The 25,509-nt window shown below is 64.3% G+C and carries 20 protein-coding genes; 11 read left to right on the top strand and 9 right to left on the bottom strand.

Translation table 11 applies throughout. The annotated features are described in order from the left end of the window. Positions 1–6: 6 nt before the first annotated feature. The 10 genes from C8K58_RS07135 to C8K58_RS07090 all read left to right on the top strand — a co-directional run bounded on the left by C8K58_RS07135 (position 7) and on the right by C8K58_RS07090 (position 14,266). The gene (locus C8K58_RS07135; protein ID WP_027608269.1) at positions 7–1,296 is read left to right on the top strand and encodes a DotU family type VI secretion system protein; all 1,290 of its coding nucleotides are present in this window, start codon (positions 7–9) and stop codon (positions 1,294–1,296) included. After that, on the top strand, positions 1,293–4,793 hold the full coding sequence (tssM, locus tag C8K58_RS07130) for a type VI secretion system membrane subunit TssM (RefSeq protein WP_092355890.1): 3,501 nt from the start codon (positions 1,293–1,295) through the stop codon (positions 4,791–4,793). Before C8K58_RS07135 ends, tssM begins: the two co-directional genes overlap by 4 nt. Beyond that, complete coding sequence (gene tagF / locus C8K58_RS07125) at positions 4,790–5,443, top strand: type VI secretion system-associated protein TagF (RefSeq protein ID WP_027608271.1); 654 nt, start codon at positions 4,790–4,792, stop codon at positions 5,441–5,443. Before tssM ends, tagF begins: the two co-directional genes overlap by 4 nt. After that, positions 5,444–6,163 (top strand): PP2C family serine/threonine-protein phosphatase, encoded by a 720-nt coding sequence (locus C8K58_RS07120; RefSeq protein ID WP_027608272.1) that lies wholly within the window; start codon positions 5,444–5,446, stop codon positions 6,161–6,163. Next, the gene (locus tag C8K58_RS07115) at positions 6,160–9,168 is read left to right on the top strand and encodes a serine/threonine-protein kinase (protein ID WP_108573455.1); all 3,009 of its coding nucleotides are present in this window, start codon (positions 6,160–6,162) and stop codon (positions 9,166–9,168) included. Before C8K58_RS07120 ends, C8K58_RS07115 begins: the two co-directional genes overlap by 4 nt. Beyond that, a complete protein-coding gene (locus C8K58_RS07110) occupies positions 9,168–9,872 on the top strand; it encodes an ABC transporter ATP-binding protein (RefSeq protein WP_027608274.1) in 705 nt (234 codons plus the stop codon). Before C8K58_RS07115 ends, C8K58_RS07110 begins: the two co-directional genes overlap by 1 nt. After that, positions 9,872–11,056, top strand: coding sequence for an FtsX-like permease family protein (locus C8K58_RS07105; RefSeq protein WP_092488202.1), 1,185 nt, complete (start codon positions 9,872–9,874; stop codon positions 11,054–11,056). Before C8K58_RS07110 ends, C8K58_RS07105 begins: the two co-directional genes overlap by 1 nt. A gap of 43 nt (positions 11,057–11,099) precedes the next feature. Next, complete coding sequence (locus C8K58_RS07100) at positions 11,100–12,758, top strand: SUMF1/EgtB/PvdO family nonheme iron enzyme (protein ID WP_227432307.1); 1,659 nt, start codon at positions 11,100–11,102, stop codon at positions 12,756–12,758. A gap of 84 nt (positions 12,759–12,842) precedes the next feature. Continuing rightward, positions 12,843–13,769, top strand: coding sequence for a type VI secretion system-associated lipoprotein TagQ (tagQ, locus tag C8K58_RS07095; RefSeq protein ID WP_027608277.1), 927 nt, complete (start codon positions 12,843–12,845; stop codon positions 13,767–13,769). Between the two features lie 122 nt (positions 13,770–13,891). Beyond that, a complete protein-coding gene (locus tag C8K58_RS07090; protein ID WP_003195530.1) occupies positions 13,892–14,266 on the top strand; it encodes a hypothetical protein in 375 nt (124 codons plus the stop codon). Positions 14,267–14,312: 46 nt separating this feature from the next. Here the strand turns inward: C8K58_RS07090 and C8K58_RS07085 are convergent, their stop codons facing one another. The 6 genes from C8K58_RS07085 to exbB all read right to left on the bottom strand — a co-directional run bounded on the left by C8K58_RS07085 (position 14,313) and on the right by exbB (position 21,096). Continuing rightward, positions 14,313–15,713, bottom strand: coding sequence for an aminoacyl-tRNA deacylase and HDOD domain-containing protein (locus tag C8K58_RS07085; protein ID WP_092355875.1), 1,401 nt, complete (start codon positions 15,711–15,713; stop codon positions 14,313–14,315). 77 nt (positions 15,714–15,790) lie between these two features. Further along, complete coding sequence (gene recG, locus C8K58_RS07080; RefSeq protein WP_092355872.1) at positions 15,791–17,866, bottom strand: ATP-dependent DNA helicase RecG; 2,076 nt, start codon at positions 17,864–17,866, stop codon at positions 15,791–15,793. Positions 17,867–17,874: 8 nt separating this feature from the next. After that, the gene (locus C8K58_RS07075) at positions 17,875–18,795 is read right to left on the bottom strand and encodes a hydrogen peroxide-inducible genes activator (protein WP_015886540.1); all 921 of its coding nucleotides are present in this window, start codon (positions 18,793–18,795) and stop codon (positions 17,875–17,877) included. 142 nt (positions 18,796–18,937) lie between these two features. After that, the gene (locus C8K58_RS07070; RefSeq protein WP_027608280.1) at positions 18,938–19,687 is read right to left on the bottom strand and encodes an energy transducer TonB; all 750 of its coding nucleotides are present in this window, start codon (positions 19,685–19,687) and stop codon (positions 18,938–18,940) included. After that, a complete protein-coding gene (gene exbD, locus C8K58_RS07065) occupies positions 19,684–20,109 on the bottom strand; it encodes a TonB system transport protein ExbD (protein ID WP_003195519.1) in 426 nt (141 codons plus the stop codon). The genes C8K58_RS07070 and exbD overlap by 4 nt, the downstream gene beginning before the upstream one ends. Before the next feature lie 6 nt (positions 20,110–20,115). Further along, a complete protein-coding gene (gene exbB, locus C8K58_RS07060) occupies positions 20,116–21,096 on the bottom strand; it encodes a tonB-system energizer ExbB (protein WP_027608281.1) in 981 nt (326 codons plus the stop codon). 190 nt (positions 21,097–21,286) lie between these two features. On the opposite strand from exbB, the gene C8K58_RS07055 reads away from it, so the two are divergent. Continuing rightward, a complete protein-coding gene (locus C8K58_RS07055; RefSeq protein ID WP_098480716.1) occupies positions 21,287–22,138 on the top strand; it encodes an SDR family oxidoreductase in 852 nt (283 codons plus the stop codon). A 29-nt stretch (positions 22,139–22,167) separates the two neighbouring features. Here the strand turns inward: C8K58_RS07055 and C8K58_RS07050 are convergent, their stop codons facing one another. Genes C8K58_RS07050 through spoT form a run of 3 tightly spaced genes read right to left on the bottom strand, consistent with a single transcriptional unit; the run spans position 22,168 to position 25,478 of the window. Continuing rightward, a complete protein-coding gene (locus tag C8K58_RS07050; RefSeq protein WP_027608283.1) occupies positions 22,168–22,911 on the bottom strand; it encodes a hypothetical protein in 744 nt (247 codons plus the stop codon). A 56-nt stretch (positions 22,912–22,967) separates the two neighbouring features. Further along, a complete protein-coding gene (locus tag C8K58_RS07045; protein ID WP_003176922.1) occupies positions 22,968–23,348 on the bottom strand; it encodes a RidA family protein in 381 nt (126 codons plus the stop codon). A gap of 24 nt (positions 23,349–23,372) precedes the next feature. Continuing rightward, positions 23,373–25,478, bottom strand: coding sequence for a bifunctional GTP diphosphokinase/guanosine-3',5'-bis pyrophosphate 3'-pyrophosphohydrolase (spoT, locus tag C8K58_RS07040; protein ID WP_005792489.1), 2,106 nt, complete (start codon positions 25,476–25,478; stop codon positions 23,373–23,375). Positions 25,479–25,509: the final 31 nt, after the last annotated feature.

Here is a 25,509-nt window from a genome sequence, read left to right as displayed (position 1 = left end):
TCCGCGATGCATCCCAATGATGACGACCGCACCCAGTTCATGCCGCGCCCGGGTGGCCGCGCGCCGGAACCCGCGCGTGCCGAGCCGGCCCCGCTGTCGATGCCGGCCGCGCCGATTCTCACCGGCAAAAGCCAGGGCCTGAACCCGCTGGAAAGCGCCGCCGGCCCGCTGTTGGCGCTGTTGACGCGCCTGCGCAACACCATCGCGCACCCGGCGCCGGCCAGCCTGCGCGCGCAGTTGCTGGCGTACCTGCGCCAGTTCGAAGAACGCGCCGAAGCCGCTGGCGTGGCCCGCAACGAGGTGCTGCTGGCGCGCTACGCGCTGTGCACCGCCCTCGATGAGGCGGTGTTGAGCACGCCGTGGGGCAGCACCAGCGATTGGGGCAAGCAGAGCCTGTTGATCACCGTGCACAACGAGGCCTGGGGGGGCGAAAAAGTCTTCCAGTTACTCGACCACTGCCTGCAAAGTCCACGGGAGCGCCTGTACCTGCTGGAGCTGTTGTACCTGTGCATGTGCCTGGGGTTCGAAGGCCGTTACCGCGTGATGAACGACGGTCGCAGCCAGTTGGAAGCCTTGCGTGAGCGCACGGCGGCGGCGATTCGCAGTGCTCGCGGTGACCACGAGCGCGAACTGTCGCCCCATTGGCGTGGCGTCACCGTCGCGCGTGATCGGCTGGCGCAGTTCATGCCGCCCTGGATCGCCGTGGCGATCGGCCTGGCGTTGTTGCTGGCCTTGCTGTTCACCTTGCGCCTGCTGCTGGCGGCGCAGGCCGAGCCGGTGTTCAAGAACATCCATGCCCTGGGCGAGATCCCGGTGCAGGCCATCGACCGTCCGGTGGCACAGCCCAAAGTGATCGAGCGTCCGCGTCTGGCCGGCTTCCTGGCGGAAGACATCAAGGCCGGTCGCGTCGCGGTGGAAGACAAGGTCGACCGCTCCGTGGTCACCATTCGTGGCGATGAGCTGTTTGCGTCCGCCAGTTCCAGCATCGTCGATGACTACCAGCCGCTTATGCTGCGCATCGCCGACGCCATCCGCAAGGTCAAGGGCCAGGTGCGCGTCACCGGGCACAGCGACAACCGCCCGATTGCTACGCTGCGTTTCCCGTCCAACTGGGCATTGTCCGAAGCGCGGGCCAAGTCGGTATTGGAAATCCTCGCGGCCAAGACCGGCCAGGCTGATCGCTTCAGTGCCGAGGGCCGCAGCGACACCGAGCCGTTGGCGACCAACGCAACTGCCGAAGGCCGTGCCCGCAATCGTCGGGTTGAAATCACCGTATTGGCGGAGGGCGTCGAGTGAAGGCGTTTTTCAGTTTCATGATTCGCTGGGTGATCCCCGTGCTGGGCCTGATCGCCCTGAGCCTGATCATCTGGTTTGTGGGGCCGTTGCTCGACGTGCTGGTGCCGGAAGGGCGCCGTTGGGCGCTGATCATCCTGGTGTTTGCGGTGTGGATCGCCTACCGCGTGTTCCGCATCATCCAGGCGCGGCGCCAGGCGGCCGAAGTGATGCGCAGCCTGGCGGCCGAAACCCCGGCCGACCCCAACAGCGTGGCCACCGCCGAAGAGCTCACCACCCTGCGCCAGCGCATGGACGAAGCCCTGGCGCTGCTGAAAAAGGCCAAGCTCGGTGGCGACGAACGTCGCAACCTTTATGAGCTGCCGTGGTACGTGATCATCGGCCCGCCGGGTTCGGGCAAGACCACGGCGCTGGTCAACTCCGGGCTGCACTTTCCGCTGGCGGCCCAGTTGGGTGCCGGGGCGGTGCGCGGTGTCGGCGGTACGCGCAACTGCGACTGGTGGTTTACCGACCAGGCGGTATTGCTCGACACCGCCGGCCGCTACACCACCCAGGACAGCAATTCGACGGTGGACAAAGCCGCCTGGCTGGGCTTTCTCGACCTGCTGAAAAAGCAGCGCTCGCGCCGGCCCATCGATGGCGCCTTTATCGCCATCAGCCTGTCGGACCTGCTGCTGGGCACCGATGCCGAGCGCGCGGCCCATGCGGCGGCGATCCGCCTGCGTATCCAGGAGCTGTACACCCAATTGGGCGTGCGTTTCCCGATCTACCTGATGCTGACCAAGCTCGACCTGGTGCCGGGCTTCATGGAGTTCTTCGACAACCTGAGCAAGGAAGAACGCGCCCAGGTCTGGGGCATGACCTTTGCCCTGGACGACGGCAAGAACAGCGACAGCCCCCTGGCGCACCTGCAAAGCGAATTCGCCGGCCTCGAGCAGCGCCTCAACGAACGCCTGGTGGAGCGCCTGCAACAGGAGCGCGACCCGGCGCGGCGCGACCTGATCTACGGTTTCCCGCAGCAGTTCGGCGCATTGAAGGACTGCCTGCAAAGCTTCCTCGAAGGCGTGTTCAAGCCCAATGCCTTTGAAGAACGCGTATTGCTGCGCGGCGTTTACTTCACCAGCGGCACCCAGGAAGGCAGCCCGATCGATCGCCTGATCGGCGCCATGGCCCAGAGCATGAACCTGGACCGCCAGCACCTGGCGCGCCAGAGCGGCACCGGGCGCAGTTACTTCATCGAAAAACTCTTCACCGCCGTAGCCTTTGCCGAACGTGGCCTGGTGGGCGTTAATCCGAAAGTCGAGCGTCGGCGCACGTGGATCGCACGCGGTGTACTCGCGGCCACCGTGGCCTTGGTGATCGTGGTCAGCAGCCTGTGGTGGGTGAGTTATCGCGCCAACCAGGCGTATATCGCCCAGGTCGACCAGAAGGTCGCGCCACTGGGCCAGACCGTCCAGAACCTCAGCCCGGCACAGCGTGAAGTGCTCGCGGTGCTGCCGCTGCTCAATGCGGTGAAGAACCTCGCGGGGGATTCGCCGAGCTGGTCCGAAGGCCTGGGGCTGTATCAGGGCGATATGCTTGAAGCCGAGTCCGCCAGCGTCTATCGCAAGCTGTTGATCGCCGTGTTTGCGCCGCGCCTGGTGACGCGCATCGAGGAGCAACTGCACGGCGGCGGCAACTCCGACTTCCTCTACGAAGGCCTCAAGGCCTACCTGATGCTCGCCGACAGCGAGCATTACGACCCGGACTTCATCAAGGCCTGGATCGCCCTCGACTGGGACCGCAACCTGCCGCGCGACCTGCCGGCCGATCAGCGCCAGGCGTTGAGCGGGCACTTGCAGGCGCTGTTCGAGCGCCATCCGCCGAATGCGCGCCTTGACCCGCGCTTGATCGACGATCTGCGTCGCCAGTTGCAACAACTGCCGGTGGCCCAGCGTGTCTACGACCGGGTCAAGCGCCAGAAACTGCCCGAAGGCATCCCGGACTTCCGTATCAACGAAGCCGCTGGCCGTGACGCTGCGCTGGTGTTCAGCCGTAAAAGCGGCAAGCCGTTGGGCGAGCCGTTGAGTGGCTTTTTCACCGCCAAGGGTTATCGCCAGGCGTTTTTGCTCAGCAGCCTGAACCAGACCGGCACCCTGGCCGAAGAGCAATGGGTGCTGGGCCATGAGCAGGCCGATCAGCAGAACGTGGTCAGCCTGGCCGCCGATGTGCGTCGCCTGTATTTCCAGGACTATCAGCGCCAGTGGGATGCGCTGCTCGCCGATATCGACTTTGTGCCGATCACCAGCGTGGCCCAGGCGGCCGATGTGCTGCGGGTGATTTCCGGGCCGAGTTCGCCGCTGAAAAAACTGCTGGTGGCCGTGGCCAAGGAAACCGATCTGCAAGCCGAAGAGCGCCAATTGGCCGCCAAAGGCGTGCCGGTGGAAGGTGGCGTCGACAAGCTCAAGGAGCGCCTCGGCAGCCTGCTCGGCCAGGAGCAACCGACGGCCAATGCGCCGGCTGCAGCGGATGATCCGGTGACCGCGCACTTTGCCGAACTCAACAGCATCGTCAGCAAGAACGAAGGTGAACCGGCGGCCATCGACGGTCTGTTGTCGGACATGAACGCCCTGTATGTGCAGGTCAGCGCCATGGTCGGGGCCAGCGGCGATGCCTTGCTTGGCGAGGCGAAGAACCAGGCCGCGGCTGCGGCCACACGGGTCAGCCTGAACGCCGAGCGCCAACCGCCGCTGGTGCAGGGCATGGTCAAGTCGGTGGTCAACTCCACCACCAACAGCATGATGGGTGGCGTGCGTAACCAACTGAACGCGGCGTGGGTCAGCGAAGTGGTCAATGTGTACCGTCAGTCCCTGGCCGGCCGCTATCCGATGTCGCCGGGCAGTGCGCGGGATGCGACCCTGGATGACTTCGGCCAGTTCTTCGGCGTGGGCGGGGTGATGGACAACTACTTCCGCAAATACCTGCAGCCGTACGTGGACACCTCGGCACAGACCTGGCGCTGGCAGCCGGGCGCGGCACAGAAACTCGGGATTGCGCCGGGCGTGCTGCAAACCTTCCAGCGCGCGGCGACGATCCGCGATGCATTTTTCCGCTCCGGTGGCACCCAACCGATCGTACGTTTCGAACTCAAGCCGGTGTCGATGGACCCGACCATCACCCAGTTCCTGCTCGACCTCGACGGCCAGCAATTGAGCTACGACCACGGCCCCAGCCGCCCGGTGGCGATGCAATGGCCGAACCCCGGCAGCATTGGCGTGGTGCGTATCTCGATCATGCCGCCGTCGGCCAGTGGCCGCTCGGGCGTGACCCTGGACGGGCCGTGGGCCTGGTTCCGCCTGCTGGAACAGTCGGACCTCACCGCCGGCAACTCGCCGGACCGCTTCAACCTGCGCCTGCGCGTCGACGGTGCGAGCATCGCCTACGAGTTGCGCGCCAACAGCGCCTTCAACCCGTTCAAGAGCCGCGTGCTCAGTGGCTTCAGCCTGCCGGAGCGGTTATGACGACGCTGGGTTTCTACGGCAAGCTGGCCAGTCGCGGAGATTTCGTCAGCCGTGCCTTGCCCCAGAGCTTTATCGGCCCGTGGGACAGCTGGCTGGCGGCGGGGTTGCTCGCCAGCCAGAACAGCCTCGGCGCCGACTGGCTCAATGCGTACCTGGTCAGCCCTCTGTGGCGCTTTGTGCTGGCGCCCGGCGTGTGCGGGCCGGACGCGGCGGCGGGCGTGGTGATGCCGAGCATTGACCGGGTCGGGCGCTATTTCCCGCTGGCGGTGGTCGCCTTGCTCGATCACGACATCAACCCGGCGTCCCTGGTGGGCGGGCCGGACAGCTGGTTCGAGCAGGCCGAAGAGCTGTTGCTCAGCACCCTGGATGCCGGCGCGACGTTTGAACGCTTCAACGCTGGCCTCGACGACCTGGGCTTACCGGCGACCGAGCCGCGTGCGGTGGACAGCCGTTTCGCCGGCCTGCAGCGCGTGGCGGCCAGCGTACCGCACCAGCGCATGACCGCGCTCGCCGAACAGGCCTGCGACGGTGCGAGCCTGTGGTGGGGGCGTGGTTCGCAGACGATTTCCCCTGGTTTATTGCGGTGTCAGGGCCTGCCTGCCGCCGGCGATTTTGCGCAGTTTCTGCTCGGACAAGAAGGTGTGGTGTAGATGGGGTCGACGTACAAATCCGCGAGCAAAAGCCATGTGGGCATGGTTCGCCAGGTCAACGAAGACGCATGCCTGGACCTGCCGGAAAACCGCCTGTGGGTGGTGGCCGACGGCATGGGCGGGCACGCGGCGGGGGATTATGTCAGCAGCCTGATCGTCGACAGCCTGCGCAGCGTGCCGATGGGCCGTTCCCTCGACGAGTACTCGGCAGCCCTGCGCAATGACCTGACCCGCATCAACGCCGCCGTGCGTGAAGAAACCGCCAACCGTGGCGTGACCATGATGGGCAGCACGGTGGTGGTGCTCGCCGCGCGCGGCTTGCGCGGTGTGTGCCTGTGGGCCGGCGACAGTCGCCTGTACCGCCTGCGCGACGGCGTGCTCGAAGGCATCTCTCGCGATCACAGCTACGTCCAGGACCTGCAGGACAGCGGCCTGCTCAGCGAAGCCGATGCCCGCGTGCACCCGCGCGCCAACATCGTCACCCGCGCCATTGGCGTGGAAGCCCAGCTGGAACTGGCGGTGGTCGACCTGCTGATCGCCCCCGGCGACAGCTACCTGCTGTGCAGCGATGGCCTGAACAAGACCGTCGAAGACCATGAGATCCGCGAAGTGCTCAGCCACGACGCGCCGGATGAAATCGTGCGCAGCCTGGTGCACCTGGGCCTCAACCGTGGCGCGCCGGACAACATCACCGCCATCGTCGTGAAGGTATCGGCATGAACATTGTGATTCCGGGCTATGACATCGACGGCGAGATCGGCGAAGGCGCCATGGCCAGCGTGTACCTGGCGACCCAGCGCTCCCTGGAGCGCAAGGTGGCGTTGAAGGTGATGGCGGCGGCGCTGGCGGCCGACCCGAGCTTCTGCGAACGTTTCCTGCGCGAGGGCAAGACCCTGGCGCGGCTGTCCCACCCGCACACGGTGACCATCCATGACATCGGCAATGTCGGTGAGCTGTACTACATGGCCATGGAATACCTGCCCAACGGCACGCTCAAGGAGCGCATCGCCGCCGGCCTGACGCCGGAGCAGGGCATTACGCTGATCCGCCAGATCGCCTCGGCGCTGGGCTATGCCCATGCCCAGGGGCTGGTGCACCGCGACGTCAAGCCGGCAAACATCCTGTTCCGCGCCGATGGCACGGCGGTGCTGTCGGACTTCGGTATCGCCAAGTCCCTGGACGACCGCACCCAATTCACCCAGGCCGGCTTTGCCGTGGGCACGCCGAGCTACATGAGCCCGGAGCAGGCGCGGGGCCAGGAGATCGATGGCCGTGCCGACCTCTACGCGCTGGGCGTGGTGCTGTATGAAATCCTCGTCGGCAAGCTGCCGTACAACGGCAACGATGCGCTGTCCACCGCGCTGGCGCACCTGACCGAACCCTTGCCGGAATTGCCGGTGCACCACGGCCGCTATCAGGGCGTGCTGCGCAAGCTGTTGGCCAAGGACCCGGCGGAGCGTTTCCCGGATGCGGCGGCGCTGCTGCAGGCGCTGGATAACCTGCCTGCGGAGTCGCCGGAGGCCACGCTGGTGCGGCCGTTGCCGATCCCGCTGAGTTTTGATCTGGCGGGCATGACCCCGGTCACCATCGACATCCCGACCGACAGGCCCCAGGCGCAACCGGTACGCCAGCCGGTGGTAACGCCGACCCAGCACAAGGCCGTGTCCGAGCAACGCCGTGGGCCGGTGCTGGCACTGGCCGCCGTGGCGGTGGCCGTCGCATTGGCCATTGGTGGCGGCAGTTACTGGTGGTTGAGCGGCAGTGATGAACCGGCCAAGCCGCCGGCTGCCGTCGTGCCTCAGGCCAAGCCACCGGCGGCGGTCGCCGACGTGCCCCCGGCAACGCCCACTGCGGCCGCCGAAGTGGACGGCGGCCAACGGCCGTTGTTGATGGCCGGTAAGAAGACTTTGTTCCAGCGCGTCCTCAGCAAGCCCGGCGCCAAGCTGTCGGATGACGCCGGCGGCGCGCCGGGCAAGGCCCTGCCGGCGTTCTCCGTGCTGTATGTGTACCAGCGCAAAGACGTCGACGGCAGCCCGTGGGTGCGCGTCGGTGCCGCCACCGATGGCCGCAGCGACGGCTGGTTGCCGGCCGCCCAGGTCAGCGACTGGAAGCAAAGCCTCGTGCTCAAGTTCACCGAACGCTCCGGCCGGGCGCCGGTGATGTTCCTGCGCCAATCCGGCGAAGTGGAAAAGTTGCTCGCCGATCCAGCCGCCGCCAAAGGCGTGCTGGCCAAGGCGCAGAAGAACAGCGACGACAACGGCCAGGTCCTGGCCCTGGAGCCGGCCGCCAGCGCGGTGCCGCAGAACCAGTTCTACCTGTTGCCGATCTTCGACGCCAAGGAGAGCTTCGACGAAAACGGCCAGCCGGTGCAGTTGCTTAACGTCGCCTCCATCGACCCGGGCAGCAACGCTGCGGCCAAACCATCGACCCCGGTGATCAACGCCAATGCCGACGCCTTCCGCACTGCCGTGGTGCTGGTGGTGGACACCACGGTCTCCATGCAGCCCTACATCGACCAGATCCGCGACGTGGTGCACGAGTTGCAAACCCGTATCGCCGAGCGTGGCGAGCTGGACAGTGTCAGCTTCGGCATGGTCGGTTTCCGGAGCAGCATCAAGAAAACCCCAGGCCTGGAATACGTGGCCAAGACCCTGATCAGCCTCGACCAGGGTCGTGACCCGCAACGCTTCCTCGACATGGCGCGCCAGGTCAAGGCGTCTACCGTGTCCAGCCACTCCTTCAACGAGGACGCGTTTGCCGGGGTGATGCAGGCCGTGGACGGCATGGACTGGTCCGGCTACGGCGGTCGTATCATCCTGCTGGTCACCGATGCGGGCGCGCTGCGCAAGAACGACCCGTTTGCCGCCACCCAGATGAACGAAGCCGAAGTGCGCCAGGCCGCACTGGGCAAGCAGATCAAGATCTACGCGCTGCACCTGCGCACCGACGCGGGCAAGAAAACCCACGCCGGCGCCGAGAGCCAATATCGCATCCTCACCGCCGACGCCAACCCGCAGATCGGCGACCTGTACACGCCCGTGCCGGGTGGCGATGTGCGCAAGCTGGGCGAGCGTGTCGACGAGATCGGCAGTGTGTTCGCCAACCTCGTGCACCAGGTGCGCAGCGATACGCCGCAAGCGGTGCCGCTGCTGAGTGCCGCGCCGAGCCTGGCGGACAAATCCGCAGCGGTCGGCTATGCCATGCACATGGACTTCCTCGGGCGCCGGAACGCCAGCCAGGCGCCGCAGCTGGTCAGTGCCTGGACCGCCGACCGCGACCTGACCAACCCCGCGCTGCCGGCGTTCCAGGTGTGCGTGATGCTGACCAAGCTGCAGCTCAATGACCTGCAACAGTCGCTGAAACTGATCGTCGATGCGGCGCGCAAGACCCAGACCTCGCCCAAGGATTTCTTCCAGGAAATCGCCAGCGCCTCGGCCTATATGAGCCGCGACCCCCAAGCCCTGCGCAAGGGCGGCAACCTGGCCGACGGCGGCATTCTCGGCGAATACCTTGAAGGCCTGCCGTACCGCAGCAAGTCGCTGAACATGACCCAGGACCTGTGGTTGTCGTTGAGCGTGGCCGAGCAGGAAGACTTTATCGACGAGCTGGATTCGAAAATCCGCCTCTACGAAACCTTCCACAATGACGTGGCCAACTGGGTCCGTTTCGGCGATGCCGAGCCGGGCGATGCGTTGTACCGCGTGCCGTTGTCGACGCTGCCGTAATGCTGAACCTGAGCGCGGTGCACAAGAGCCGGGGTGTCGGCAGCCAGCGTTACAGCCTGGTGATCCCGGCGCTGCACCTGCGTGCCGGCGAGCAATTGGCGATTGTCGGGCCGAGCGGGTGCGGCAAGAGCACCTTGCTGGATCTGTTGGCGCTGGTACTGGCGCCGGATCAGGTGGGCCGGTTCGAATTCAACCGGCAGGACATTGGTGGACTGTGGCGCGCCGATCAGCAATCCACCCTGGCCGCGCTGCGCAGCCAGCACTTGGGCTATGTGCTGCAAACCGGCGGGCTGCTGGGCTTTCTGGATGTGCGCAGCAATATCGCGCTGTCCCGGCAACTGCTGGGGTTGAAAGACGACGGCAGCGTGACGCGCCTGGCGGAACAGCTGGAGATCAGCGACCAGTTGGCCAAGAAGCCGGCCGCGTTGTCGGTGGGCCAGCGCCAACGTGTGAGCTGCGCCCGCGCCCTGGCCCATGCACCGCAACTGGTGCTGGCCGATGAGCCGACGGCGTCCCTTGATCCGCTGAACGCCGAGCGCGTGATGCAGGCCCTGCTGGCCCAGGCCCGCGAGCACCGCGCCGCCTGTGTGATCGCCACCCATGACGAACCCTTGGCCCGTGCCAGTGGCTTGCAGGTGCGGCGCATCAGTTGCCGTCGCGATACCGATGGCGGCGTCACCGCGACCCTTGGGGAGGCGTGCTGATGCGCATCCCTCTGGTGGCGTCCCTGGCCTGGCAGGATTACCGCAACGATGCCTGGCTGTCGGCCTGTTCGGTGTTGGCGCTGGTGGCGGTGATCGCGCCGTTGCTGGTGTTGTTCGGCCTGAAATTTGGACTGGTTAGCAGTTTGACCGAACGTTTGGAGACCGATCCGGCCACCCGTGAAATTATTCCGCTGGGCGGTGGTCGATTCAGCAGCGCATTTGTCGAACAGCTTGGCCAGCGCAGCGATGTGGCGTTCGCCTTACCGCGCACGCGGCAGATTGCGGCGACGGCGCAGGTGGGCACGCTGACCCTGGAAATGCTGCCGACCGCTGCGGGTGATCCGCTGCTCAACGGCCTGCCGATGCCCAGGGGCCTGGACCGGATCGTGCTGAGCCACACCGCTGCCGAGAAGCTTGCGGCGCGGCCTGGGGATTGGCTGGAGACCAGCTTTGCGCGGCAAGTGGCGGGGCGTGTAGAAGCCCAGCGCACGCGCTTGCAGGTACTGGCGGTGCTGCCGCTGGAAGCCTTCGCCCGGGATGGGTTGTTTGCCGATTTGAGATTGCTGGAAGCGGCGGAAGATTACCGCGATGGCCGTGCGGTACCGGCGTTGGGCTGGGCCGGTGATGAGGTGGGTGTGAGCGAGCAGCGGGTGTATCCGGCGTTTCGCTTGTATGCGCGCAGCCTGGCCGATGTGGAGCCGCTGCGGGTATTTTTCGCCGGGCAGAATCTGTTGGTATCGACCCAGGCACAGACGATCGCCCAGGTGCAGTCGCTGAGCCGCAACCTGTCGATCGTCTTCTGGATCATCGCCGGGTTGGCCTTGGCGGGCGCGTTTGCGGCGATCTTCGCCGGGGCGTTGGCCGCTGTGGCGCGCAAGCGCCGGGAATTGTCGGTGTTGCGCCTGTTGGGGTTTTCCACCGGCGCGCTGTTGTTGTTTGTGGTGCTGCAGGCGCTGTACAGCGCAGGGTTTGCCGCTTTACTCAGCGTTGGGCTGTATGGCCTGGCCGAGGCGGCGTTGAACAAGTTATTCGTGCAGGTGCCGGGCGAACACGCCAGCCACCTGCTGGCGCGTCACTATGGCCTGGCCCTGGTTGCAGTCCTTGGCGTCAGCGCCGTGGCGGCAGCCTGTGGTGGTTGGCGAGTGGCGCGTATCCAGGCTTCTGAAGGAATCAGAGATGTATAAGTTACTGGGCGCCGTTGTGGCGCTGAGCCTGGCCTCGCTGGCCATGGCCGATGAAGCGAGCGACAAGCTCGACAACCCCAAGCCGTTGCCCGACGACGTCAGCCTGCCGCTGCCGTGCGAAGGCACTATGGTGTTCCGCTACGCCTATGTGCTGGCCCAAGGGACCTTGGATGACCGCGAGATCAGCCTCGGCTACCCCTTCGCCGAAGGCGAGGCGGGTTACCAGCAGTCATTTATCTCCGGCTACCGCCGCGACTTTATCAACGGCCAGTTCACCCTCAAGGACTTGCCGAAAGACTGGAGCAAAGTCATTGCGCCGTTGATGCCGAAGACCGACGCCAAGACCCCGCTCAAGCCCATGCTGTACTTCATCGGCAAGTACGAAGTGACCGCCCGCCAGTACGCCCAGGTGATGGCCCAGGCGCAATCCCTGGCCAGTGGCGAACCGGCACCGGCGTGCGATGCGCCCACCGGCATGGCCGGGCGTTTGCCCAAGGTGAAGCTGTCGCGCTTTGAGGCCGAGCGCTTTTCGGCGGTGTACAGCGCCTGGCTGATGAAATACCACCGCGATTTGCTGCCGGTGAGCGGTCGTGGGTCGTCGGCGGAAGACGGCGGCCTGGGTTTCGTGCGCCTGCCCACTGAAGTGGAGTGGGAGTTCGCCGCACGCGGTGGCCAGGCGGTGAGCCGCCAGGACTTGGAAGGGCGCCTGTTTCCACGCCGCGTTGAAGGCAGCGACAGCGATGGCCCGCTGGGTGATTACGCGGTGTTCAACCAGGTCGCCGGCGGTACTGGCCAGGCCGCACGCCTGATGCCTATCGGTACCAAGCTGCCCAACCCCATCGGCATGTTCGACGTGATCGGCAACGCCGCGGAAATGGTCCAGGAGTCCTTCCAGCTGGTGCACGCCGGTCGTCGCCAGGGCACCTACGGCGGCTTTGTGGTCAAGGGCGGCAACTACCTCGAAGGCGAGGGCACGCTGTTTACCGGCATGCGCCGCGAATACCCGCTGTTCGCCGCCGACGGCACCGAGCAGAGCAACGAGACCACGGGTTTTCGCGTGGCAATCGGTGCGTTGTCGGCGCCGCGCTCGCGTTACAAGGAGTTGTTTGCGCAGTGGCAGAAAGAGGGCCGCCTGGCCTCGCTGACCGACGCCATCGATGACGCCCAGGACCCGACCAAGCGCCTGGACAGCATCATCGCCGCCAGCGTCGACCCCAAGCTGCAGGCCGAACTCGGGCTGGTCAATGAAGAGCTCAAGCGCAATGTCTCGCTGATCGCCCAGCAACGCGAAGAAGCGGCGGGCAACCTGATTCAGTCGGCCGCGCTGGTGGCCGAGACTATCAGCAACTACAACATCCGCCTGGCCAACCTGCAGAAGAGTCGCCAGCAGGCCCTGGACAACAAGGAAGAGGCCAGCGCGGCACTGTTTGCCACGGCCATCGAAAACGGACGCAGCGCCCTCGATGGCGCGGTGGCGATCTATATCGACAACCTGGCCACCGGCACGCGTTACACCGATGCGGTGATCCAGGCGCAGTTTCAACGGATCAAGGAAGAGTTGGATCGCAAGCCCGTGCTCGGCAAGAGCCTGGTGACGCGCGCAACACTGTTCGTTCGCCATGTCGGCAACTACCGCAAGCAACAGCGGGCCGACCCGGCGACGATCTTGAAGGAATTGCTCGCAGCGAGCGGTCAGCGCTGATCGCTGGCTGTATGGCGAGCTTGGAAGGGACTCAGGCGGCAGTGGCCGTGCTGGGCAAGTCAAACTTAGAAGAGAACACAACCTATGCTTTTTTCCCGTAAGGCGGTTTCCAAGCGTCACTTGCTGCTGATCGCGGCCGGTTTCAGCACTGTGCTGACCGGCTGCGCCACGTCGCCGGCCTCCAAGGTCGCGTCGAGCACCAAGGTCGAGTACTACCCCAACTGCTACGAGCCGGTGCAGCACTTGCGCGCCACCGATTCGAACATGACCAAGTCGGTGGTGACCGGTGCGGCCATCGGCGCGGCCGGCGGTGCCCTGCTCGGCGCCCTGACCGGCGACAAGGAAAAACGTGGCCGTAACGCCGCCATCGGTGCAGCGGGCGGGGCCCTGGCCGGCGGCGCAGCGGGTTACTACACCGAGCGTCAGAAGCAGATCGCCGATGACAACCAGCGCATTGCCTCGTATGCGGCTGACGTGAACAAAAGCGCCTCCGATATCGACCGCAGCACCGCGTACGCCAGGGCGTCCCAGCAGTGCTACCAGAGCGCATTCACCAAGTTGGTGGCGGATCGCAAAGCCAAGACCGTCAACGACACCGAAGGCCGCAAGCGCCTGGCGGAAATCGTCTCGGGCCTGAAGGAATCCAATGACCTGATCGTGGCGGTCAACGGCAAAGCCGCCGAAGACCTGAACAACTACACCCAGGCCTACGAGAAAGACCTGCAGCAGGTTGGCGTACAGCGTGCCGACGTGGTCACCGTGGCCAAGGCCGATGTAACGCCCGTTGTGACGCCGGGCAAGAAGAAAGGTACCGGCACCAAGCCACCGAAAAAGCCACCGCTTCCAACCGTACCAACAGAAGCCGTGAGCACCGAGAAAACCTTCCAGACCGCCCAGACCAAGCAGGATGAAAGCAAGAAGGTCGCCAGCGCTGGTAAAGCGCAGATCGAAGGCACTTGCCGCGATCCTAACCTGGTCGACTGGGCTCCGGTGCCTTGCCCTAACGTTTAAGTAACATGCTGCTATAAGCGTCAAACGCCAGCCGATCTTCCGCTAATGCGCAAGATCGGTAGCGTTCTTTTTGCAATTGGTTAAACTGCTGCGGACTCAATAATTACACCGAGGCCGTGTGCATGAAATTTCGTCTTCTCCTGTGGGTGCTGGGCCTGATGATGGGCAAAGCCAGCCGCACCAATCCTGCCTTCCAGCAACAGCTGGGTGACAAAGACCTCGCGTTCCAGTTGCAGACCCTCGACGGCAAGGTTGCCCGTCACTTCATCGTCAAGGACCAGCGCATCACCAGTCGCTCGGGTGTCCACCCGGCGCCGGCGTTTGCCATTGCGTTCAAGGATGCGGCCTACGGCTTCGCCACGATGCAGGCGAAGAACAAGCAACTGGCGTTCATGACGGGGATTCAGGACAAGTCGATCCAGATCAAGGGCAACCCGGCGCTGGTGATCTGGTTCCAGGGGTTGACCAAGTATTTGAAGCCGAAGAAAAAGAAGTAGGCTTTCAGGTCGACCGAGTTGGATAGCTATCTGACAGGCGCCAGATTCAGCCCTGGCTGAACTGCGAGGCCAATTCGCGCAGCAGCACCTCGGCATCCAGCACCTTGGCCACGACTTCATCCGCTTTGTCACGGCTCAAGCCCAAACGCTCAAGCAGTTCGTCCGGGATGGTCTCGTCCGGCCCGGACCCAATCCCCCGGCTGCGCAGCAGGCGCACGGCCAGGCACACCAGGTTCGGGTATTCGGCGTATTGCCCATCGTAGGTCGGGTCGTGCTGGAAACGCAGGGCAGTGGACAGCTCGTCCGGCATGTCCCAGTAGCGCATCAGCCAGGCGCCGATCTGCTCGCGGCTGATGCCCAGCAAGTGTTGCTCCACATAGCTGTGGCACAGGTGCGGGTTGACCTCCAGGTGGCGGCAGATCAGCGAGAAGTGCGGCGGGAACACATGGGCCAGCAACAGGTAGCCGAAGTTGTGCAGCAGGCCGGCGAGGTAGGTCAGGCCGGCTTCCGGGCGCTGGGCGCGGGGCATGGCGCGGGTCAGGCCTTCGATCACGGCGGCGGTGTAGATGGACTGGTGCCAGTACGGTGTGGCCTGGTGCGGGTGGTCCTTGGGCAGGCTCAAGGTCTTGCCCAGGGCCAGGCCCAAGGCGAGGTTGATCACCAGGTCAAAACCCAGCACGCGCACGATGGCGTCTTCCACCGAGCGGATCTTGCCCGGCGATGCGTAGTACGGCGATGCGGCCCAGCTCACCACCTGGGCGGCCAGGGCCGGGTCGGTTTCGACCACGCCGGTGATGTCGTCGATGGTGGCATTGGGGTCGACGCGCAGCTTGATGATCTTCTGGGCGGTGTCGGCCAGCGGTGGAATCTCGATGGTCGCTTCCAGGCGTTGCTGGATGCGGCGGGCGGTAAACGCCTGCATCGCCTGGGTGATTTCCTCACGGTCATCATTGGGGCGGTCGAGGTTCGGGCGGATGTTGCTCAGCGGTTCACCGAACTGGGCGGCGCTGGCCTTGGTGAGCATGGTCTTGAACGCATCGCTGGCGATTTCCAGCAGCAGCCCGGCTTCACCTGAATGCACCAGCAGGCTCGGTTCGTCGAGCAGGCTGCCTTCGTACAGGCACGGTGAACTGGTGAGTGCCGGCAGGCCCGGCAGCAGGCTCAGGTCGTGCTTGCCCAGCATGCGCGCGACGCGCTCCGGCGACACGGCCGTAAGGCGGCGACCCGTGAGTTCGGTGAGGCGGTTGAGGTCCAGCAGCTGGTTCTGCGGGAACAGCACCATCAGGGCGCCCACCGCGTCTTCCAGCAAGACGGCCTGGACTTTTTGCGCAGGATTCAGGCCCGGATGTTCGGTGACTTCCGTGTAGCTGATGGCGAGTTTTGCGAGCAAAGCCCGAATGACCGGCGGGGCGGTCAATGGGGCTGTGGCGTGGGCAACTTCTGACATGGCCTGATCCAATTTCTTACAGTCACCGAAGTATAACCAGCTTGATACACCTGTAGGTCGGATAAGTGAGGCAGGCGTCACACTTGGCCGTATTGCTGCCCATGGCGCAGCCAGCGATCCAGCAGCGGGCTGACGTGATCCGGCCAGCGCTCCAGCAATGCCTGCGCTGCGTCGCGCACGGCGGGCAGCAGGTCGGCGTCGCGCATCAGGTCGGCGACCTTGAACTGCAGCAGGCCGGTCTGGCGGGTGCCGAGCATTTCGCCGGGGCCGCGCAGTTCAAGGTCTTTTTCGGCGATGACAAAACCGTCGTTGGTCTCGCGCATGATGCCCAGGCGTTGGCGGCCGATCTGCGACAACGGCGGGTGGTAGAGCAGCACGCAGTGGCTGGCGGCACTGCCTCGGCCAACACGGCCGCGCAATTGGTGCAATTGCGCCAGGCCCAGGCGCTCGGGGTTTTCGATGATCATCAGGCTGGCGTTGGGCACGTCCACGCCCACTTCAATCACGGTGGTAGCGACCAGCAGCTGCAGGTTACCGGCCTTGAATTCAGCCATCACCGCGGCCTTTTCGACGGGCTTCATGCGCCCATGGATCAGCCCGACCTTGAGTTCCCCCAGGGCGCTGGTGAGGTCTTCATAGGTGGTCTCGGCGGCCTGGCAGGTCAGCTCCTCGGACTCTTCGATCAGTGTGCACACCCAGTACGCCTGGCGGCCTTCGGCGCAGGCGCCGCGCACACGCTCGATCACTTCGACGCGCCGGGTGTCGGTGACCAGCACGGTGTTGACCGGTGTGCGGCCGGGGGGCAGTTCGTCGAGGATCGAAGTGTCGAGGTCGGCGTAGGCGCTCATGGCCAGGGTGCGCGGGATCGGGGTGGCGGTCATGATCAACTGGTGCGGGTTCATGCGCCCGCCCACGCCTTTCTGGCGCAGGGCCAGGCGCTGTTGCACGCCGAAGCGGTGCTGTTCGTCGATAATCACCAGAGCCAGGTTCTTGAACTGCACTTCGTCCTGGAACAGCGCATGGGTGCCCACCACCATCGGTGCACCGGCGGCGATCTGTTCCAGCGCGGCCGCGCGCGTCTTGCCCTTGAGCTTGCCGGCCAGCCACGCGACTTCCAGGCCCAGGGGCTCGAGCCAGCGCTTGAACGTGATGAAGTGCTGCTCGGCGAGGATCTCGGTGGGCGCCATCAGCGCCACCTGGTAACCGGCTTCCAGGGCTTGCAGGGCGGCGAGGGCGGCGACCACGGTCTTGCCCGCGCCCACGTCGCCCTGGATCAGGCGCAGCATCGGCTCGTGCTGGCTGAGGTCGTAGGCGATTTCATTGCCCACGCGCTGCTGGGCACCGGTCGGCGCAAAGCCGAGGTTGGCCAGGTATTGCGCAGGCAGGCGCGTGGCCTTGGGCATGGCCGGCGCACGCAGGGAGCGCATGCTTTCGCGCAGGCGTTGCTGGGACAGTTGGTGAGTCAGCAGCTCCTCGAAGGCCAGGCGGTGCTGGGCCCAGTGATGACCCAGGGCCAGTTCGTCGACATCGGCGTCCGCAGGGGGGTGATGCAGGTAGCGGATCGCATCGGCCAGTGGCGCCAGTTGGTAGTCGCGGGCCAGTTCCAGGGGCAGCCAGTCGGGCAGGCTCTGCGGGCCAAGCATGCCCAGGGTCTGCATGCACAATTGGCGCAGGCGCTGTTGGGTCAGGCCTTCGGTGAGCGGGTAGATCGGCGTGAGGGTGGTGTCCACCGGCGGCGGTTCGTCACCGGTAATGGCACGGTATTCCGGGTGGTAGATCTCCAGGCCCGAGGCGCCGGGGCGCGCTTCGCCGTAGCAGCGCACGCGGGTGCCGCGCTTGAGGCCTTCCTTCTGTGCGTTACTGAAATGGTAGAAACGCAGGCTCAGGCCGCCGGTGCCATCCTGCAGGCGCACCACCAGACTGCGGCGCTTGCCCATCACCACATCGGCGCCGCTGACGGTGCCTTCGACCACGGCATCCTGCCCGGGACGCAGTTGGCCGATGGGCACCACGCGAGTGCGGTCCTGATAGCGCAGGGGCAGGTGGAACAGCACGTCCTGGAGGTTTTCCAGGCCGACCTTGGCCAGCTTCTCGGCCATGGCCTCGCCGACACCCTTGAGTGCCGTCACCGACACCTGCGACAGCTCAGTCATACGTTTACTTAGCTCGCAGCAGGCGGCTTGGCCACCGAACACAGGCGGATCGAGTCGGCGAGGATCTCAATGGCTTTGGGCCGTGGGAAGCTGGCGCGCCAGGCAATCGCCACGGTACGGAACGGCACCGGCGGCGTCAGTGGACGCACTTCGATCACGCCGGGGGCGTAGTGATGGCTGTCCACTGCCGACAGCGGCAGGATCGAGATACCCAGGCCGGAAGCGACCATATGCCGGATGGTTTCCAGGGAGCTGGATTCCACGGTGGTGTGCTTGGCGCCGTCGTTGCCTTTGGTCAGGGTCGGGCAGGCTTCCAGCACCTGGTCGCGGAAGCAGTGGCCTTCGCCGAGCAACAGCAGGCTCTTGTCGTTGAGCAGGCCGGCGTCGATGGTGTCTTTTTGCGTCCACGGATGGGAGGCGGGCATCAGCACGTAGAACGGCTCGTCGTAGAGCGGCAGGGTCAACACATCCGCTTCGTTGAACGGCAGGGCGATGATGATCGCGTCCAGCTCGCCGTTGCGCAGTTTGTCGCGCAGCACGTGGGTGAAGTTTTCTTCGATATACAGCGGCATCTGCGGCGCGACGCGGTGCAGTTGCGGGATCAGGTGCGGGAACAGGTACGGGCCGACGGTATAGATGGCGCCGACTTTCAGCGGTGCAGTCAGCTGGTTCTTACCGGCCTGGGCCAGTTCACGAATGCTTTGCGCCTGTTCCAGCACCTTCTGGGCCTGGGCAACGATGCCTTCGCCCACTGGGGTGAGGCGCACGGCGCTTTTGCTGCGCTCGAAAATCAGCACACCGAGTTCGTCTTCAAGCTTTTTCACGCCCACCGACAGCGTCGGCTGGCTGACGTGGCAGCGTTCGGCCGCGTGGCCAAAGTGCTGCTCTTGGGCGAGGGTAACGATGTAGCGTAATTCTGTAAGAGTCATAGCGGGCGTCCATGAGGTTGCGGGCCAAGCATACCGGCTGCAATCGATAGACGCACGTTATCAGAACTTTGCTGGGGATTGAGCGGGGAATGCGCGGGATTTTGCTGAGAGTGGCGAGGGGTGTCCCTCGCCACCATCATTTTCAGCGACGACGTTTTTCGATGTTGTACACGAACGGTGCAACGATCTCGATGCTGCCGCCCTTGAGCATGTCGGCCGGCGGCTTGGGCAGCGGCTGGGCACGACGGATCATGTCCAGGGTGGCGCGGTCCAGGTCGGCGTTGCCGGAACGCCCCACCAACTCGTAGGACAGCACGTTACCGTCGCCATCCACCACGAACTTCAGGCGGTTCAGGCCTTCCTTGCCACGGGCCTGGGCACCTGGCGGGTACTTCTTGTACTTCTGCAAGTGTGCCAGCAGGGTGCCTTCCCAGGACGCTTTGGCGGCGATCTGTTGCGGCGACGGGCCAGGTACGGGCTGGGCCGATTTTTCAGCCGGTGCCTTGGTGGGCGGAGCGTCGCTCGGCGGGTCCTCGGAGGGTTTCTCCTTGGGCGGCTCGATCTTTTTCTCCACCGGCTTGGGCGGCTGCGGTTTAGGCTTGGGCTTGACCGGCTTGGGCACCTGGATCGTTGGCTTGGGCGCCTCGGCCAGTTTCGGCAGGGGCAGCTCTTCCACCGGTGCAGGCGGTTGCGGCGGCGTTACCACTTTCGGCGGCGCCGGCGGCGGCGGTGCAGGCATCGGGGCCAGGTCGATGACCATGGCCGCTGGCGGCAACTGCACCGTGCGCGGCGCTGACCAGTGGAGCGCGATGGCAATCGCGACGGCATGCACGCCCAGCACGACGGCGAGGCTGGTGCCATAACGCGTCAGTTTGTGGCGCGTCGTGATCATTTCTTGGCTGCCGTCTCAAGTCCGACCAGGCCTACCTTGAGGTAGCCGGCTGCCCGCAGGGCATCCATCACGCTCATCAGGTCGCCGTAGTCCACGCCTTTGTCGGCCTGGAAGAAGATCGTCGTGTCCTTCTTGCCTTGGGTCTTGGCATCGAGCACCGGCCCCAGGGTTTCGGCCTTGACTTCTTCTTCGCCCAGGAACAGGCGTTGGTCCGCCTTGACGCTGAGGAAGATCGGTTTCTCCGGCCGCGGCGCAGGCTTGGCGCTGGAGGCGGGCAGGTCAACCTTGATGTCCACGGTGGCCAATGGAGCGGCCACCATGAAGATGATCAGCAGCACGAGCATCACGTCGATAAACGGCGTGACGTTGATTTCGTGGTTCTCGACGAGTTCGTCGTCGCCTTGATTCAAATGCAGGCCCATGGCCGATTACCCCACTTTCACCATGTGCGGTTGCGAGCTGCGCTCGGTAGGCAGGTGATCGAGGTCGCGGCTGACCAGCAGCAGGACTTCTGCCGACGCATCCGATACCTGGGCCTTGTAGCCGGCAATCGAACGGGCGAAGACGTTGTAGATCACTACCGCAGGAATCGCGGCGACCAGGCCCAGGGCGGTTGCCAGCAGGGCTTCGGCGATGCCGGGGGCGACGACGGCGAGGTTGGTGGTCTGGGTTTTGGCGATGCCGATGAAGCTGTTCATGATGCCCCAGACGGTACCGAACAGGCCGACGAACGGCGCGGTGGAGCCGATGGTCGCCAGCACGCCGGTGCCGCTGCTCATGTTACGGCCGCAGGCTGCAACCAGGCGTTCCAGGCGGAACGCCACGCGCTCCTTGATGCCTTCTTTTTCACGGGTGTTGGCCGACAGGCGCATTTCTTCCAGTGCGTCGTGCACCAGGGTGTTTGCCAGGGTGCCTTTCTTGGTCGCGCTTTCGCTGGCTTCCTTGAGGGTGGTGGCTTTCTTCAGGTGGACGATTTCAGCGCGCAGACGGCGCTTGGCACCCAGCAGCTCGAAGCCTTTGGCGATCCAGATGGTCCAGGTAATGATCGACGCGATGGCCAGGCCGATCATCACGGCTTTCACCACCACGTCAGCATTCTGGTACATACCCCATGGCGACAGGTCGTGGGCCATGCCCAGGGTGTTGTCTTCTTCCAGCACGACACCGGTTTCGTCGGCGGCGGCTGGGGATGCAGCCTGGGCCGGGTCGGTGGCCGCGGGGGCAGCAGCGGGTGCGGTTGGAGCCGCAGCATTGTGCTCGGCGGCGGCCGGGGTAGCCGGGGCGGTGGCATCAGCGAATGCGGCGGTCGGCGCCAGCAGTACGCTGAACAGCATCGCAGCAATCGCACGCCAGGCGCGGGATGGGCTGTGAAGCGTGGTTGGCGAAGCGGGGGTTGTATTACGTGTCATGCTGGCCGGACCTGAGAGAAGAAAATGAGTGATCGTCCTTCCAGACCCAAAAGGGGTCGAGGACAAATGGGCGGTTATTATTGCAAGTAATTCTTGTTAACAGAAGTAATACAGTAACTTTATTTGCCCTTTTTCTGGCCGCCGGTCTGCTGCGAGGGCTAATCTAGACCTTTAAGAACGGAGTTTTATGATGTCTGTGCCTTCTGTTGTGATTGCCGGATGTGGCGATGTGGGTAGTCGGCTGGCTAGCCAATTGCTGGCCTCGGAATGGGAGGTTCATGGCCTGCGGCGCGATATTTCGCGCCTGCCCGAGGGGGTGATCGGCATTGCCGGCGACCTGTTCAACAAGGATTGCCCTGACACCTGGCCGATCGGCGGGGTGGATTACCTGGTGTACTGCGCCGCCGCCACCGACCACGATGAGGCCGGTTATCGCGCCGCTTACGTGCAAGGTCTGCAGCACGTGCTGGAGTGGCTGAAGGATTATGGCCAGGAGCCCAAGCATCTGCTGTTTGTATCCAGCAGCAGCGTATACGGGCAGCAGAATGGCGAGTGGGTCGACGAAACCTCCGAAACCCAGGCCAAGGGTTATTCCGGGCAAGTCATGCTGGAGGCCGAGCAGGTGGCACTTAACAGTGGCATTCCTGCGAGCGTCGTGCGGTTGACCGGCATTTACGGTCCTGGTCGCGAATGGCTGCTGACCCAGGTGCGCCAGGGGTACCGTGTAGCGCTTGATCCACCTTTATATGGCAACCGTATACACGCCGATGATGCGGCGGGCTTGCTGGCATTTTTGCTCCGCCACGTGGAGCAGGGCGGTTCGCTGGATAAGGTCTATATCGGCGTCGATGACGCACCGGCGCCCTTGGCCGAGGTGGTGGCCTGGCTGCGTGACTACCTGGGCGTCACTGAGTGGTCCGAGGACGCGAGTGTGCGGCGTGCGGGCAGCAAGCAATGCAGCAATGCCCGGATAAAGGCGCTGGGGTGGACGCCCACGTATGCGAGCTACCGCGAAGGGTACGCAGCCATTCTTAAAGGCTGAAATGCGGTTAAAAATGTGGGTGATGACTGCTATTGCTTTTCAAGCAGCCATTGACGCGGCCCGGGAGTGAACTGGGGCACTTCGTCCGCCTGTGCGGTGTTGATCGCCTGGAAGATCTCCAGCTGCTTGCCTTTGCGCATGAAGATCCACGGGTTGCCCACGCCGTTGAGCTGCAGCCACATGCTGTCGTAGCCGCCGCTCATGGAGGCACAGTCACCGGCCAGGCACAGAGAGTACCGATCAACATTGGGCAGACCGGCGACCTTGCCGTCAGGCTGGAACTGGACAGTGGCACCGTTGCCGAAGCCGTCGGTGATCTTCCAGTCGCCGCCCATATAGGCTGCGTACAGGGCACGTTCGAAGTTGGCACCCAGCGGCGCGCCTTCCGGTGCAGGTTCCTTGGCGCGGGCGAAGAGCTGCTCGGGCTCGTTATCGTTGGCCACTTGCAGCAGTTGCCTGCCTTTGCGCTTGAGTTCAGTGGCGGAGCTGCCGTAGAAGTCGACGCTCCAGGCACCGGACTGTTCGCCGAGCAACTTGCCTTCGGCGACTTCAAAACCGTTGTAGTAACGTGCCTGCGAAGCCTTGGGGTTGACCTCCCACTCGAGGTTCGGGCCATAGCTTTGCAGCGCTTCACGCAAAGGGCCGCCCTTGGCTGCCGCATCGATGGCGACCTGGTTGATCCAGGTGCCGCTCACATCCTGGTTGGCAGGGTTGCTGGCGCAGCCGCCGAGCAACAGGGCGAGCAACGAAGAGGCTACAAGCGCTTTGCGCATCATGAAATCCTTTTAAAACGAAGTCGGCGCAGCCTGTGGAGGCTGCGCCGGGTGTTTTACTCGATGACCAGAATTGCGTCCATCTCAACCTGCGCGCCCTTTGGCAGGGCGGCCACACCAATGGCGGCACGGGCTGGGTAAGGTTGTTCGAAGTACTTGCCCATGATCTCGTTGACCTTGGCGAAGTGGCTCAGGTCGGTGAGGAAGATGTTCAGCTTGACGATGTCCTTGAACGAGCCGCCGGCAGCTTCGGCCACGGACTTGAGGTTTTCGAAGACCTGTACGGTCTGGGCTTCGAAGCCTTCCACCAGTTCCATGGTCTTTGGGTCCAGCGGAATCTGGCCGGACATGTAGACGGTGTTGCCCGCCTTGATGGCCTGGGAGTAAGTACCGATGGCGGCTGGGGCCTTGTCGCTGGTGATAACGGTCTTGGTCATGAATGACTCCTTGTAATGGATGGGCTACGCACGCATGCGGGTGATGCGGATCACACCGGTCAAGGCGCGCAGTTTCTTGATCACGCGGGCCAGATGCACGCGGTCATGCACGCTGACCACCAGCTGGACCACGCTGATGCGACCATCGCGCTCGTCCATGCTGATTTTCTCGATATTGCCGTCGGCCGCGTTGACGCTGCTGGCCAGCAGGGCGATCAGGCCGCGCTGGTGTTCCAGCTCCACGCGCAGTTCGACGTTGAATTCGCCGGTGACATCCTTGGCCCACGAGAGTTGGATGCATTTTTCCGGGTTGTGGCGGATCTCGGTGATGTTGCGGCAGTTGTCGAGGTGAACGACCATGCCCTTGCCGGCCGACAGGTGGCCGACAATCGGGTCGCCAGGGATCGGCGTGCAGCATTTGGCATAGCTGAGCACCAGGCCCTCGGTGCCGCGAATCGCCAGCGGGCCTTCCGGGCTTGGCAGTTGTTCGCCTTCACCCAGCAGGCGGCGGGCGACCACGTAGGCCATGCGGTTGCCCAGGCCGATATCTTCCAGCAGGTCCTCGATGGTTTCCTGGCGATACTCGTGGAGCATCGCTTGCACGCGCTCCTGGGCAATCTTGTCCAAGGCGCTGTCGAAACCGTTGAGCACTTTGTTCAGCAGGCGCTCGCCCAGGCTGATGGACTCGGAGCGGCGCTGCAGTTTCAGTGCGTGGCGGATGTGTGTGCGCGCCTTGCCGGTAACCACGAAGTTCAGCCACGCCGGGTTCGGGCGCGCGCCCGGTGCGCTGACGATCTCCACAGTGGAGCCGCTTTGCAGCGGTTCCGACAGCGGGGCCAGGCGCCGGTTGATCCGGCAGGCAATGCAGCTGTTGCCGACGTCGGTGTGTACCGCGTAGGCAAAGTCGACCGCAGTGGAGCCTTTGGGCAGCTCCATGATCCGGCCTTTGGGCGTGAACACGTAGACCTCGTCCGGGAACAGGTCGATCTTCACGCTTTCGATGAATTCCAGGGAGTTGCCGGCACGTTGCTGCATTTCCAGCACGCCCTTGACCCATTGGCGGGCGCGGGCATGGGTGCCTTTGGGCTGCTCGTCGCCGCTGGATTTGTACAGCCAATGGGCGGCGATGCCGTTGTTGGCCATCTCTTCCATTTCCCGGGTGCGGATCTGGATCTCGATCGGCACCCCGTGCATACCGAACAGCGTGGTATGCAGCGATTGATAGCCGTTGGCCTTGGGAATGGCGATGTAGTCCTTGAAGCGCCCCGGCAGGGGTTTGTACAAATTATGTACCGCACCGAGGACGCGATAGCAGGTATCGACCTTGTCCACGATGATGCGGAACGCGTACACGTCCATGATCTCGTTGAAGGCCCGGCGCTTGCCGCGCATCTTCTTGTAGATGCCGTAGATATGCTTCTGCCGGCCGCTGACCTCGCCCTCGATCTCGTCGATCGCCAGGCAATGGCTCAGGGATTCTTCGATCTTGTTGACGATTTCCTTGCGGTTGCCCCGGGCGCGCTTGACGGCCTGGTAGATGCGCGCCGAACGCATCGGGTGCATGGCCTTGAAGCCGAGGTCTTCGAACTCGATACGAATGGCGTGCATGCCCAGCCGGTTGGCGATGGGCGCGTAGATTTCCAGGGTTTCCTTGGCGATGCGCCGGCGTTTTTCGCCGGACAGCACTTCCAGCGTGCGCATGTTGTGCAGCCGGTCGGCCAGCTTGACCAGGATCACCCGGATGTCCCGGGCCATGGCCATGGCCATTTTCTGGAAGTTTTCCGCCTGGGCTTCGGCCTTGGTCTCGAAGTTCATCTGGGTCAGTTTGCTGACCCCGTCGACCAGTTCGGCCACGGTTTCGCCAAATTGCGCACTGAGCGCTTCCTTGGCAATGCCGGTGTCTTCGATCACGTCATGCAGCATCGCGGCCATCAGGCTCTGATGGTCCATGTGCATGTCGGCCAGGATATTTGCCACCGCAAGGGGATGGGTGACATACGCCTCACCGCTTCGGCGGCGTTGGCCGTCGTGGGCTTGTTCGGCGTAGAAATACGCTCGGCGGACCAGGTTGACCTGGTCGGGGCCGAGGTAGGCCGATAAGCGATCGGCGAGGGCGTCTATGCTCGGCAAAGTGTGAACTCCTGCCGAAGGCTGTGACCCC

It is taken from the genome of Pseudomonas sp. GV047, assembly GCF_003058245.1.
Classification (GTDB): domain Bacteria; phylum Pseudomonadota; class Gammaproteobacteria; order Pseudomonadales; family Pseudomonadaceae; genus Aquipseudomonas; species Aquipseudomonas marginalis.
This window is presented reverse-complemented; position numbering and strand designations above follow the sequence as displayed.